The organism is Saccharothrix syringae (genome assembly GCF_009498035.1).
GTDB classification, from domain to species: Bacteria; Actinomycetota; Actinomycetes; order Mycobacteriales; family Pseudonocardiaceae; genus Actinosynnema; species Actinosynnema syringae.
In genome coordinates, this window is sequence record NZ_CP034550.1 from 2,921,167 (window position 1) to 2,932,227 (window position 11,061).

The window sequence follows — 11,061 nt, forward strand, 5'->3', positions numbered from 1 at the left end:
CGGCGGTTACCGTCGCCGGCGTGCACCCCGGTTCCCTGACGTGGCGGCCGCTCACCCGCGAGGACGCCAAGGCGTCGGCCGACCTGCTCAACGCCATCGAGGCCGTCGACCGGATCGGCGAGAACTACACCGAGGAGGACACCCTCCAGGAGCTGGTCGACCCGTACGCGGACCTGGAGCGCGCGAGCCTGGCCGCCTTCGACGGCGACGTGATGGTCGGCTACGTGAAGGTCCGCCACAAGCCGTCCGCGGTGGGGGTCCACCGGGTCTTCCTCGACGGCGGCGTCCACCCCGACCACCGCCGCCGGGGCGTGGGCACCGCGCTCGTGCGGGCCGGCGTGGCGGCGGCGGGGGTGGTGCACGCGCTGCACCACCCGGCGCTGGCGCTCGTGGTCGACGTCCACAAGGCCGAGCACATCGCCGGCCTGCCGCAGCTCATGCGCTCGCGGGGTTTCACGCCCGTCCGCCACTACCGGCGCGTGGAGCGCCCGCTCGACGTCCCGCCCGGCACCGCGGTGATCCCCGACGGGCTGCGGGTCGAGCCGTGGTCGGAGCACAACGACGAGGACTTCCGGTTCGTGCGCAACGAGTCCTACGCGGACCACTGGGGTGCCGCGCCGATGCCCGCGGACTCCTGGCGGAACAAGATCACCAACCAGACGTTCCGGCCCGAGGTCAGCTTCCTGATCCGGGACGCGGCGAGCGGGACCCCGGTGGGCGTGCTGGTGACCATGCACTGGGAGGCCGACGCGCTGGCCACCGGCATCCGCGACGCGCACTTCATGATCGTCGGGACGCTGCGGGAGCACCGGGGGCGCGGCGTCGCCGGCGCGCTGGTCGGCCACGCCTTGGAGGCGGCGGCCGACCGGGGCTACCACCGCGCCAGCGCGAGCGTGGACTCGGCCGGTCCCTCCGGGGCGCCCGGGCTCTTCGAGAAGGCCGGCTTCACGCCGACGATGCGGTACGTGCGCTGGGCGCTCGAAGTACCCGCTCCCGCGTCCTGAGGCGCCGAGGCGCTCAGCCGACTTCCAGCAGCAGTTCGCTCAGCTCGACGGGCGTGGTGATCATGCAGTCGTGACCGGTCCGCAGCTCCCGCACCCGGGCCGGGGAACCGTTGGGCTGCACCGCGGGGACGGGCCGCCGGGTGATGCCCGCCGGCACCGCCCCGACGCAGTGGACGTGCGTCCGCGGGATCGCGGCCGCGGCCGGGTTGTCCAGCCGGACCGGTTGTTGCAGGCAGCGCACCGGCTGGTCCGAGAGCATCCCGCGCAACCACGCCACGTCCGCCGGGTCGGTGACCCCGAACAGGCCGTGGGGCGGCGGCAGCTCGGGCAGCGGGGGGATCCGCCAGCCGTCGCCGTCGCGGGCGGCGAGGTCGATCAGCTCCTTCGTCACGGGCTGGACGTCGATCGCGGTCTCGCCGTCCTCGGGGACCATCGCGTCGAGGTAGACCAGGTGCGCGATCCGGTCGGGGACCTCGTTGGCCGCGGAGGAGATGACCAGGCCCGCGTAGCTGTGCCCCACCAGGACCACGTCGGACAGGTCCTCCCCGGTGATCAGCCCGACGACGTCGGCGACGTGCGTGTCGAGCCCCACCTCCGGGCCGAGCAGGTGCGCCTTGTCGCCGCACCCGGTCAGCGACGGCGCGAACACCCGGTGCCCGGCCGACTCCAGCAGCGGCACCACCCGCTCCCAGCACCGTCCGCTGTGCCAGGCGCCGTGCACGAGGAGGAATGTGGACATGGTCTCGGCGACCTCCGGTTCGGGACGTGGCGCGGCACCGGTGGTTACCATTGGTAACCCGGTACCGCTCGGGAACTGTGATCATCGTGATCGCCCGCCGAGCCCCCGGCAATAAGGCACATTCCCGTGCCCCGGTTCCCCGGAGGTAACCATGGCGACGACGAGCGGCGGGCCGAGGCCGGACGACGCGTGCCGGACCCGCGTGGTGCTCGACATCGTCGGTGACAAGTGGTCGCTGCTGGTCGTGCGCAACCTTCGGCACGGACCGCGCCGCTTCACCGAGCTCAAGCGGGACATCGACGGGATCAGCCAGCGCATGCTCACCGTCACGCTGCGCGGCCTGGAACGCGACGGCATCCTGACGCGCACCGTCCACAACGTCATGCCGCCCCACGTCAGCTACGAACTGACCCCGATGGGCAAGACGCTGCGCGAGGCCGCCGCGCCCCTGCTGGAGTGGAGCGTCGCGCACCTGGCGCACATCGACGACGCCCGCGCCCGGTACGACGCCCGTGCCCGGTCGGACCGGGGCGTCGCTCCCCCGGGGCGGTCCGGGGGCACGTGACCCGGGCGAAATCCGGTGGCGCCGACCGGCCGCCGTGGGCGACGGTGGGCGCGTGCCGGGACAGGGCGAGGACCTCCTCGCGGGTTACGTGACGGGGCCGGCGGCCGCGACCGAGGCGACCGCCGCGGCGTTGGCGCGGGCGGGCGGCGCCCGCGCCGTCGTGCTCGTCGAGGGCGTCAGCGACCAGATCGCGGTCGAGACCGCCGCCGCGCGACTGGGCCGCGACCTGGCGGCCGAACACGTCGTGGTCCTGCCCGTCGGCGGCGCCCACGGCGTGACCCGCCACCTGCGGCGGTTCGGCGCCGAAGGGGTGCGGCTGGCCGGGCTCTGCGACGCCGGTGAGGCGCACGTCGTCGCGCGGGGCCTGGCCGCCGCCGGCCTCGGCCCGCGCACCGACCTGGAGCGCTCGGGCTTCTTCGTCTGCGTCGAGGACCTGGAGGACGAGCTGATCCGCGCCGCCGGGACCGAACGGGTGCTCGGGGTCCTCGACGGGCACGGGGACCTCGGCGCGTTCCGCAAGATCCAGCGGCAACCCGCGTGGCGGGGGAGGGACGAGGCGGCGCAACTGCGCCGCTTCCTCGCCGCCGGCTCGCGGCGCAAGCTCCGCTACGCCCGCCTGCTGACCGGGGCCGTCCCCTTGGACCGCATCCCGCGACCGCTCACCGCCCTGCTCGCCGCCGTCTGACACTGCCGTCCGACGCCGCCGTCCGACGCCGCCGCGCGGTCACCCCTCAATGCGGGCCCCGATGCCGTCGAGGAGGAAGTCCAGGCCCAGCCGGAAGGTCTCGTCGGCGTCCAGGTGGGCGGCGTCGCGGACGACCCCGGCCAGCGCCGGGAACCGGCCGGTGGCGAAGGTTCGCTCCAGGTAGGGCCCGAAGGTGGCCTGCCACTGCCGCTTGTCCATCCCGGTGGCCCGCTCGGCGCGCCGCTCGGCGATCTCCCGGCGCACCGCGCCGATCACGTACGCGTCGACCGCGCCGACCACCGGCATCACCAGGTCGAGGTCGACGCCGCCCAGCGCGGCCACCACGGCCTCGCCCCTGGCCAGCGCGTGCGGTCCGAGCTGGGGCCGCCCGCCGATCAGGTCGGCCAGCCACTCGTGCCGGTGCACGGCCTGCCGGGTGCTCTCGGCGAGGGAGCGCAGCACCTCCCGCCACCCGTCCCCGGTCGGCCGGATCTCGGCGTAGACCGCGTCGACCACCAGGTCGAGCAGTTCCTCCTTGGTGGCGATGTAGCCGTAGAGCCGCATCGGCCCGGCACCCAGCGCGGCGGCGACCTTGCGCAGCGACACCGCCTCCAGGCCGTCCGCGTCGGCCAGCCGGAGCGCCGCCCGCACGATCCGCTCCCGGCTCAGCGGGGCCGGCGACGGTCGCTCCGGCGGCTCCGGCCGCTCCCACACCACCATGCGGGTGACAATACAACGCATGGCGCGATACGGTGTATTGAGAGATACAGTGTATCGAAGGGGGAGCCATGACCATCGCCATCATCGGCGCCGGCCTGGGCGGCCTGGCCCTCGCCCGCGTGCTGCACGTGAAAGGCGTCGACGCCGTCGTGTACGAACGCGACGCCTCGCGCGACGCCCGCGGCCAGGGCGGCATGCTCGACATCCACTCCGACACCGGGCAGCGGGCGCTGCGCGAGGCCGGCCTGATCGACGGGTTCCGCGCGATCGCCCGCGGCGAGGGGCAGGACCTGCGCCTCCTGGAGCCGGACGGCACCCTGCTGCTCCAGGAGGACACGCCCGACGACGCCCCGCTGGACCGGCCCGAGGTCGACCGCGCCGACCTGCGCGACCTGCTGCTGGACTCCCTCCCCGACCACGCGGTGCGGTGGGGGCACGCGTTCGAGCGCGCCGACGACGGCGTGGTGCACTTCGCCGACGGCGGCAGCGCGACGTACGACCTGCTGGTCGGCGCCGACGGTGCCGACTCCCGGGTCCGCCCGCTGCTCACCGACGCCCGCCCGGCGCACACCGGCCAGCACGCCGTCGAACTCGGCATCCCCGACGTCGACCGCACCCACCCCGACCTCGCGGCGCTGGTCGGGCGCGGTAACTACTGGGTGCTCGGCGACGGGCGGTCCCTGTCGGCGCAGCGCAACGGCGACGGCCGCGTGCGCGTCTACCTCAGCTTCTACCGCACCGCCGAGGACTGGGTCGACACCTGCGGCATCCCGTTCGGCGACCCGCCCGCCGCGCGGGCGCGGCTGGTCGAGGAGTTCGCCGACTGGGACCCGCGCTCCACCGCGCTGATCGCCGCCTGCGACGACGTGGTCGTGCCGCGCGCGATCACCACCCTCCCGGTCGGCCTGACCTGGCCGTCGAAGCCGGGCGTCACGCTGCTCGGCGACGCCGCGCACCTGATGCCGCCGGTGGGGCAGGGCGCCAACGCGGCCCTGCTCGACGGCGCCCTGCTCGGCCTCGCGCTGGCCGCGCACCCGGACGACCTCCCCGCCGCCGTCGGGGAGTACGAGCGCGAGATGTTCGAACGCGCCGGCGCCGCGGCCCGGATGTCCGCCCGCATCCAGGAGATGCTGACGGCACCGGACGCCGCCCGGCGGATGCTCGCGTTCTTCCGACCGGCCTGAGGGGACCGCCGGCGGCGATCCCTCTCGGCAGCGGGCTACAGCGACAGGCTCCACCGGTCGAGGACGCCCGTCCCCACCCAGATGGCGTTGTGCACCCGCAGCTGCCAGGTGCCGTTGCGGGACTCGCGGGACAGGTCGACGGTGAAGGAACCGCCGGGGTCGGGCAGGGTGCTCACGAGCTGGTGCCGGAGGCGGTAGGACGTGCCGTCCGGGGCGATCAGGTCCAGCGTGATGACGGAACCCGAGAGGTTCTTGAAGTGCACCTCGACGCGCGAGGCGGACCGGGCGTCGCCCTGGCAGCCGGTGACGGTGAGGTTCACGGTGACCGGCGGGGTGCGGGTGACCACCGGGACGTCGGTGTCGTCGACCCGCGTGGCGCACTGGGTCGGCGGTTCGGGCACCGGCGCGTAGGGAGCCGCGGTGTGGCGTGCCGCGTGCAGCAGCATGGGCAGCGCCTTGGGCCAGAAGAACCCGTCCTGGCACGAGTGGGCGGGGAAGAACCCGCCGCACGCCTCCTCCGGCGCCGGGCCCACCTCCCACACGAAGGAGGCCACGCCGAGGTCGTCGTAGACCCAGTCGTCGGTGGTGCCCGACGCGGAGTACAGCACCTGGCCGGACTGCCCGTACTGCCAGCCGGGGCCCGCCAGCCCGGCCAGCTCCTGGGCGAGGTCCCGCAGCGCCGCGTCGTTGCCGGTGCGCCGGTCGGGCGCGCCGCCGCTCCAGGGGAACAGCACGTAGTTGCCGTAGCTGTGCAGGGACAGCACCAGGCCCGTGGTGTCGGTGGGCGCGGCCTGGGCGGGGTCGGCCGCGCGGCGGTCCCGGTACAGGGAGCGCCACAACGCCTCCAGCGCCCGGGTCTCCGGCTCCGACTCCGGCGCGCTGCCCCGGTAGTTCTGGTCGCACTGCTGCTCGGAGGCGTTCTGGAGGCCCCAGTTCGAGCCGGTGTTGCGGTTGAGGTCGACGCCGGGGTGGGAGTGGGACGCCGTGCCGCAGGTGGTGCCCTGCAGGTCGGTGTCGTTGCCGTTCTTGCGGTGGGAGATCGGCGAGTCGCCGCCCCGCTGGACGTTGTCCACGCCGTCGGGGTTGGCGATGGGCACCACCCAGAACTCGGTGGTGTCCAGCAGGGTGGCGACGGCGGGGTCGGTGCCGCCCACGAGGTGGTCGATCCAGCGCCAGGCGATCTCGCCGGTGGTCAGCTCGCGGGAGTGGAGCTGACCCATGACGAAGAAGCGGGGCTTGGGCGCGTCGGGGGACAGGGCGCAGTCACCGGGCCGCTTGCGGGTGATGCAGATGGCGCGCAGGTCGTGCCCGCCCCGGTTCCGGGTCTTCAGCCAGGAGTCGCCGTAGTCGACGACGGTGGCGAGGTCGGGGTGCTCGCGCGCCACCTGGTCCAGGTGCCGCTCGTGGGCGCCGACGGTGCGGTACCCGCCGTAGAAGGTGTCGGCGTCGGCGGCTTCGGGCGGGTCGGGCAGCACCTGGTCCAGGGTGGCGGCGAACCCGGCCCGGTCGAGCGCGGCGCCCGTGGTCGAGTCGCCGAGCACGAACAGGTCGTCGCCCTCGCGGTGCTCCACCACGTCGAAGCCCCCGGCGAACAGGGCCTGCTCCGTGCCGAGCGGGGCGTGCACCTGGTAGAGGTGCGGCCGGTCGTCCGGGGTCGCCGCCGCCGGGCCGACCGCCACGAGCGTGGCGGCGGCGCACAGCAGGGCGAGCCGTGATCGGTGTCGCTTCATCGGATCCTTCCTGGACGGACGGGAAGCGGCGGTGCCGACCACTCTGCTGGCGTCCGCCGGCGCGGGAGCTGTCGATCACGACAGGAAGGCGAAATCTGCCCGAAAGGACAACGAGGTCGCCCGCTCTCCGGCCGCGGTCGCCGCAACGGTGGACGGCCTGCCGACGATCGCCGTCGACAGGCCGTCCACCTCGTCGGACACGCCGGAGGCGGTACCGGGAATCCTCTTCGGCGTGAACGGGCGAGACCCGGCTCAGTAGACGTTCACGAAGCCCCACCAGCGCCCCGGGTACCCGGTGCAGTACCCCGAAGTCGCGGGAGTGGCGGCGATGTTCCGCTTGACCCCCTCGTCGCACTGCGCCTCCGTCGCGTAGGACGACAGGCAGCGGTAGCCCGGCCGGGCCGTCGGTGCGCCGGGCGGGCAGGACAGGATCACCACATCGGACACCGACACCGGTGCGGCCTGCGCCGGAGCCGCCGCGGTGCCCAGGGCCAGTACGGCACCCATCCCCGCCCCGACCAGCAACTTGCGGACAACCATGCTTCCCCCTCGAGGAATTCGTGAGGGTGGCCGACTGTCGGACCGGCCACCGCGACACCACGGTGCACTGTTGATCTGGGGAGAATCTGGGACGCGTTTCGAACCGCAGTCGGGGGTCGAACACGACCCGCCTCGCCCCGACCGCCGCCCGGAACCCCCACTCACCCGCCACTCGCCGAAGGCGTCGTCACCGGCCCCAGCAGGTCGGCCGTCGACGACTGGTGGAAGTGCCGGGCCCAGTCGAGCGGGGTCGCGTCGAACCGCCGGTCGCGCAGGTCGGGATCGGCGCCCAGGGCCAGCAGCCGACGCGTGAGTTCGACGTCGCCCGCCATCGCGCCGCGGTGCAGCGCGGTCTCCCATGCCTCTTCGACCGGCGCGTCCCCGCGACCGTAGGCGTTCACGTCGAACCCCAGCCCCACCAGCAACCCGACCGTCTCGACGGACCCCCGGGCCGCCGCCCACACCACCAGCCCGGGACGGCTGCGACGGGCCTCCGCCACCACCCCCGGATGCTCGGCGCGGACCCGGTCGACCGCGGACCGGTCCCCGCGGAACGCCGCCGCGACCAGCTCGCCCACCGGATCGGGACCGGGCGGCACGGCCCCCCGCGCGACGAGGTGGTCGGCGATCTCCGCGTCACCACCGAGTCGCGCCAGCTCGACCGCCGTCCGGCCGTCGCCGGGGCTCCACGCGGGCCCGTCGTCCTCGAACGGCGAGCGGAAGTCGACGCCGTGCTCCACCAGCAGCCGCACGCGGGCCGGCTGGTGGTGCTCGACCGCCCAGCGCAACTGGGTGCGCAGCATCCGCGCGGGCGTGCCCAGCTCCGGGACGCGCGCCCGCCACGGCCCGCCGTCGCCGGTGCCGAGCCCGTACTCGAACAGCAGCTCCAGGTGCGAGTCGTCCGGCTCGAACATCCTGTTGTAGAGGGCCTGGGCGTCGTTGGGGTCGGCGCCCGCGTCGAGCAGCAACCGGCCCAACGCGCGCCAGTGCGGGTGGCGGGGCTGGCGCCGCGACCCCAGCTCGCCGTGCCCGAACACCCCGGTCAGCAACGTGAACGGCGACGGCAGGGCGTCGAAGAGGTAGCCGTCGTCGGGGTCGGCGCCCGCGTCGAGCAGCAGCCGGGCGACCGCGAGCACCCGCTCGGCCGGCACCGCCTCGTCGAAGCGCGAGTAGACGAGGTGGAACAGCGGCCGCCACCGGAACGGGCCGCCCCGCTGCGCCACCAGCCGGGGCTGCTCCGCGAGCAGCCGGCCGACGTCGTCCGGGCGGGCGGCCGCCGCGGCGGCCCAGATGTGCCGGGAGGTCAGCCCGGGGTGCTCGGCCAGCAGCCGGCGGGCCCGCGCCCAGCGCCCCGGCCCGTCCTCGCGGCTGTAGGTCAGGCACGCGAGGCGGCAGAACTCCTCCGCCGGGTCGGCCGCGGGCGCCGCGCCGAGCCGGGTGTCCCAGCCGTGCTCGGCCGCGGTGCCCAGGTAGCGCACGAGCCGGGGCCAACTGGCGAACCCGTGCTCGCGGGCGACGACCAGCTGCGCCGCGCTGAGCCGGGGACCACCGGCGTGGTGACGGGCCAGCCGCGCGAGGGCGTCGGGGTCACCGGCCCGGGCGGCGCGCTGGAGGGCACGGGCCTGCCGGCGGAAGTTGTCGAGGTGGGGGCGTTCGGGCATGGCCGAGGTCGGCACGGCGGTCTCCTCCCAGTCTGCCTGGTGTCCGCTCGGTCAGGCCGAAAGGAGGGCGGTGGGCACACGCGGTGCACGAGCCAGGTGGGCTGAGCCCATTCCCGCGGACCGGTGGCTCCCTGGCAGCCGGCACCACCCTAGCCCAGCCGCCCGCCGAGGTGGTCCCGGAACCGGCCCCGGCCGCAGCGGGGCGCGGACCACACCCGGGCCCGTGCCACCGCAGCGCCGCGGACACCCCCTCGTGCCCTCCAGGGCTCAGTTCCCCACGCCGAGGCCGGCCATGAACGCCGACGGGTACCGGTCACCGCGCGCAGAGCCCGCGGGCACCGCCTCCTCGATCTCGGCGAGGTCCGCCGCGGTGAGGTCCAGCTCCGCCGCGGGCAGCGCCTCGGCCAGCCGCTCGCGGGTGCGGGCGCCGACCAGCGGCACGATGTCCCGACCCTGCGCGGCCACCCAGGCGATGGCCAGCTGGGCGACCGTGCGGCCCCTGGCCTCGGCGACCCGCCGCAGGGCCGCCACGAGCGCGAGGTTGTGCTCCACGTTGTCGTTGGAGAAGCGCGGGTTGGCGCCGCGGCTGTCGCCGGGACCGGCGGTGTGCCCGGCCGACCAGTGCCCGGAGATCAGGCCGCGGCCGAGCACGCCGTACGCGGTCAGGCCGATGCCCAGCTCCCGCAGGGTCGGCAGCACCTCTTCCTCCACCGCGCGGGAGATCAGCGAGTACTCGATCTGCAGGTCGGAGATCGGGTGCACGGCGTGCGCCCGGCGGACCGTCGCCGCGTCGACCTCGGAGAGACCGATGTGCCGGACGTACCCGGCGTCGACCATCTCCTTGATCGCGCCCACCGTCTCCTCGACCGGCACCGCCGGGTCCAGCCGGGCCGGGCGGTAGATGTCGACGTGGTCGACGCCCAGCCGGGTCAGCGAGTAGGCCAGGAAGTTCTTCACCGCCTCCGGCCGGCCGTCGTGCCCGCCGAACTCCGACCCCGGCCCGCGCAGCATGCCGAACTTGACGCTGAGCCGGTAGCCGTCCCGGTCCCGGCCGCGCAGCGCCTCGGCGAGCAGCAGCTCGTTGCGGCCCATGGCGTAGAAGTCGCCGGTGTCGATCAGCGTCACGCCCGCCTCCAGCGCGGCGTGCACGGTGGCGATGCTCTCCGCGCGGTAGGCCGGCCCGTAGGCGCCCGACATGCCCATCGCGCCGAGCCCCAGCGCGGAAACGACCGGCCCGGCGCTGCCCAGGGTGCGGGTCCTCATCACGTCCTCCTTCGTCATGCACCCACCCTGCGCCCGCACCGCGACGCGCGGGAGAGGAGCGTTCATCCTGGGAGAACCGCTCCCTGGCTCGACCGGCCCGCCGGGAGGACCATGGGGACCGTGCACCGCGACCAACTCGCCGACTTCCTGCGCCGCCGCCGCGCGGCGATCCGACCGGCCGAGGTCGGCATCGCCGACGGCCCCCGCCGCCGCGTCCCCGGCCTGCGCCGCGAGGAGGTGGCGATGCTCGCCGGCGTGTCGGTCGACTACGTCGTGCGCCTGGAGCAGCGCCGCAGCAGCCGGCCCTCGACCCAGCTGCTCGCCGCGCTGGCCAGGGCGCTGCGCCTGTCCGACGACGAGCGCGACCACCTGTTCCACCTGGCGGGCCACCGCCCGCCGCCCGCCGACGGGGTGGCGGGCGCCGGCCTGACGCGCATGCTCGACCTGCTGGGCGACACCCCGGCCCTGGTGCTGTCCGACCTGGGCGAGATCCTGGCCCGGAACCGGGCGGCCGCCCTGCTCACCGGCGACCACACCGACCACACCGGCGACCGGCGCTACGCCGTCTACCGCTGGTTCACCGACCCCGCCACCCGCGCCGCCCACCCGCCGGAGGAGCACGAGCACCACGGCCGCCGGTTCGTGGCCGACCTGCGCGCGACCGCCGGCCGCCGGGCTGGCGACCCCGCCGTCACCGGACTGGTCGACCGGCTGCGAACCCGCAGCACCGCCTTCCGGCGGCTGTGGGCCGAGCACGAGGTCGCGGTCCGGCGGACCGACCGCAAGACCGTCCGCCACCCGCGGGTGGGCCGCCTGGCGATGGACTGCGAAACCCTGGTCACCCCCGACCAGAACCAGCAGCTCCTGGTGCTCACCCCGGCCGACGCCGAGTCCCGCGAGCGACTGGACCTGCTGCGGGTGCTCGGTACCGAGGAGTTCCCGGCCACGCCCGTGCGGTGAAGCCCCTGCC

Annotated in this window: 12 protein-coding genes; 5 read left to right on the forward strand and 7 right to left on the reverse strand. The window is 75.1% G+C overall.

What is annotated here, in order from left to right:
* Positions 1–20: 20 nt before the first annotated feature.
* Complete coding sequence (locus EKG83_RS13540; protein WP_033430844.1) at positions 21–1,004, forward strand: GNAT family N-acetyltransferase; 984 nt, start codon at positions 21–23, stop codon at positions 1,002–1,004.
* A gap of 13 nt (positions 1,005–1,017) precedes the next feature.
* Here EKG83_RS13540 and EKG83_RS13545 read toward each other — a convergent pair whose 3' ends face one another.
* Entirely contained in the window at positions 1,018–1,743 is a 726-nt protein-coding gene (locus EKG83_RS13545) for an alpha/beta fold hydrolase (RefSeq protein WP_033430911.1), read from the reverse strand.
* Between the two features lie 151 nt (positions 1,744–1,894).
* On the opposite strand from EKG83_RS13545, the gene EKG83_RS13550 reads away from it, so the two are divergent.
* Both EKG83_RS13550 and EKG83_RS13555 read left to right on the forward strand, forming a co-directional pair.
* Complete coding sequence (locus EKG83_RS13550; RefSeq protein WP_033430845.1) at positions 1,895–2,308, forward strand: winged helix-turn-helix transcriptional regulator; 414 nt, start codon at positions 1,895–1,897, stop codon at positions 2,306–2,308.
* 52 nt (positions 2,309–2,360) lie between these two features.
* Entirely contained in the window at positions 2,361–2,993 is a 633-nt protein-coding gene (locus EKG83_RS13555) for a TOPRIM nucleotidyl transferase/hydrolase domain-containing protein (protein WP_211269079.1), read from the forward strand.
* Between the two features lie 39 nt (positions 2,994–3,032).
* On the opposite strand, the gene EKG83_RS13560 is transcribed toward EKG83_RS13555, so the two are convergent.
* Entirely contained in the window at positions 3,033–3,713 is a 681-nt protein-coding gene (locus EKG83_RS13560; protein ID WP_033430846.1) for a TetR/AcrR family transcriptional regulator, read from the reverse strand.
* 68 nt (positions 3,714–3,781) lie between these two features.
* Between EKG83_RS13560 and EKG83_RS13565 the strand changes: the two genes are divergently transcribed.
* The gene (locus EKG83_RS13565; protein WP_033430847.1) at positions 3,782–4,897 is read left to right on the forward strand and encodes an FAD-dependent oxidoreductase; all 1,116 of its coding nucleotides are present in this window, start codon (positions 3,782–3,784) and stop codon (positions 4,895–4,897) included.
* A 35-nt stretch (positions 4,898–4,932) separates the two neighbouring features.
* On the opposite strand, the gene EKG83_RS13570 is transcribed toward EKG83_RS13565, so the two are convergent.
* The 5 genes from EKG83_RS13570 to EKG83_RS13585 form a co-directional block, all read right to left on the reverse strand.
* A complete protein-coding gene (locus EKG83_RS13570) occupies positions 4,933–6,627 on the reverse strand; it encodes a M14 family zinc carboxypeptidase (RefSeq protein ID WP_063741325.1) in 1,695 nt (564 codons plus the stop codon).
* Positions 6,628–6,702: 75 nt separating this feature from the next.
* On the reverse strand, positions 6,703–6,828 hold the full coding sequence (locus tag EKG83_RS49000; protein WP_265590332.1) for a hypothetical protein: 126 nt from the start codon (positions 6,826–6,828) through the stop codon (positions 6,703–6,705).
* A 51-nt stretch (positions 6,829–6,879) separates the two neighbouring features.
* Positions 6,880–7,167, reverse strand: coding sequence for a hypothetical protein (locus EKG83_RS13575; RefSeq protein WP_033430848.1), 288 nt, complete (start codon positions 7,165–7,167; stop codon positions 6,880–6,882).
* A 161-nt stretch (positions 7,168–7,328) separates the two neighbouring features.
* A complete protein-coding gene (locus tag EKG83_RS13580) occupies positions 7,329–8,843 on the reverse strand; it encodes an ankyrin repeat domain-containing protein (RefSeq protein ID WP_051765644.1) in 1,515 nt (504 codons plus the stop codon).
* Positions 8,844–9,095: 252 nt separating this feature from the next.
* Positions 9,096–10,091, reverse strand: a complete 996-nt coding sequence (locus EKG83_RS13585; protein WP_033430915.1) for an aldo/keto reductase — start codon at positions 10,089–10,091, stop codon at positions 9,096–9,098.
* A gap of 120 nt (positions 10,092–10,211) precedes the next feature.
* Here EKG83_RS13585 and EKG83_RS13590 point away from each other — a divergent pair, with 120 nt between their 5' ends.
* Positions 10,212–11,051, forward strand: a complete 840-nt coding sequence (locus tag EKG83_RS13590; protein ID WP_033430916.1) for an MmyB family transcriptional regulator — start codon at positions 10,212–10,214, stop codon at positions 11,049–11,051.
* The last annotated feature ends 10 nt before the right edge of the window (positions 11,052–11,061 follow it).